The sequence below is a fragment of the Salmonella sp. SG203 genome, assembly GCF_013350575.1.
GTDB lineage: Bacteria > Pseudomonadota > Gammaproteobacteria > Enterobacterales > Enterobacteriaceae > Salmonella > Salmonella enterica.
In genome coordinates this window covers 1-1,597 of sequence record NZ_SNMT01000075.1, presented here as the reverse complement: position 1 = coordinate 1,597, position 1,597 = coordinate 1, and the positions used below count along the sequence as shown (strand labels likewise).

General features: G+C 60.6%; 1 protein-coding gene. It reads left to right on the top strand.

Going from position 1 to position 1,597, the window contains the following annotated elements; all coding sequences use genetic code 11:
* The coding region (locus HV477_RS27805; protein WP_375372890.1) for a beta strand repeat-containing protein at nucleotides 1-1,597 on the top strand (1,597 nt) is incomplete at both ends.

The following is a 1,597-nucleotide window of genomic DNA, read 5'->3' as shown; positions in this document are numbered from 1 at the left end:
CAGCGCCGGGGTACAGCTCACCGGCGGTTCAAATTACACCGTGGACGGTGCCACCGTAACCGGTCACTCTGTTGCCGGGCATGGCGTCGGCGTGGGGGGGAATCTGAGTGTGAGCAACGGGACACTGAACGGCAGCACCGTGACGGGCAGTGGAGTGGACATCACCGGTGGTCTCTCAAGCAGCAACACAACCATTACCGGTGATGCCTCCGGTAGCGGCAGTGGCGTCACGCTGGAAGGGAAAATCTCCGGAGATGACGCAGACAAAAACGTGATAACCGGTAATTCTGCGCGGGGCGATGGCGTGGTGATTACCGGTAATCCGGTGGTGGACAACATCACCCTTCACGGTAATGCCGTGGATGGTAACGGGATTAAGGTCACCGGCAGCCTGACGGTGAACAACACGGTGGCAACCGGTAATGCCACCGGCAACGGTAACGGTATCATGCTGGCAGGCTGTGTCACTGGAGGAAACTGGTCGGGTCATTCGGCGGATGGCACGGGTGTGCATGTGGATGGCGACAGTATGCTGACGGACGTAACTGTCAGTGGAAGCACCATCACAGGCACCGGGGTGGACGTGAGTGGCAGTCTGACAAACGCCGGCAGCACAACGGTGAAAGGGGAGGCTACCGGCAGCGGGACAGGAGCTTCAGTGGGGGGGACCCTGAACGGCAGTATCGACAGCACTTCTGTCTCCGGTTCCGGGGCTGTTGTAAATGGAACGGTCAACGGGACGGTGAAAGGTACCTCCGCCTCCGGCAGTGGCACGGTGGTGGGTGACGGGGCAAAAATCACTCAGGGCAGCCAGGTGAACGGCCTGTCCGGCAGCGGTGCTGGCCTGTCCGTTGAAGGTAACGTGACTAACGGGGGCAGTATCACCGGTACCACGAACGGGACGGGAGACGGGGTCAGCCTGACGGGGAACGTCAGTGGTGGGGCCGTATCCGGTAATGCGCCGGACGGTACAGGGGTAAACATAACCGGAGACACTACGCTCAGTGACGTGAGTGTCACTGGCACCACCGCAACCGACACCGGAGTGGGGGTAAATGGTCACCTGACGAATACCGGAAGTACCGTGGTGAACGGTACCGCCGCCTCGGGTAGCGGTATTTACCTGGATGACCACGTGACGGGGGGGCTGCTGAACGGGGTGTCAGTCTCCGGACCCGGAATATATCTGGATAAGGAAGTCATACTGAGTGGCACGACGCTGAACGGTAACTCAGACAGCAACAGTGGCCTGGTGGTGAATGGTACCGTGATAAACACGGATTCAGTCCTGCATGGCCAGTCCGGCAGCGGTGACGGGGTCAGTCTGAACGGCGCGGTGACAGGCGGTAATCTGCACGGGACGTCAGGAAGCGGTGCTGGCATTCACGTCACGGGCAACAGTAGTGTGAGAGGGGTGAACGTGAGCGCGTCCGGAGTTCAACTGGATGGCGTGCTGTCAACGTCCGGCGGAACCACCCTGAACGGCGTGGTACAGCGGGACTCGTCGGCAGAACGCCGTCAGGTGTATGAGCTGCAGAACCGGCTGTCACATAACAACCGCAGCCTGAAGCAGGTGGTCACCGCTTCCGGTTACCGT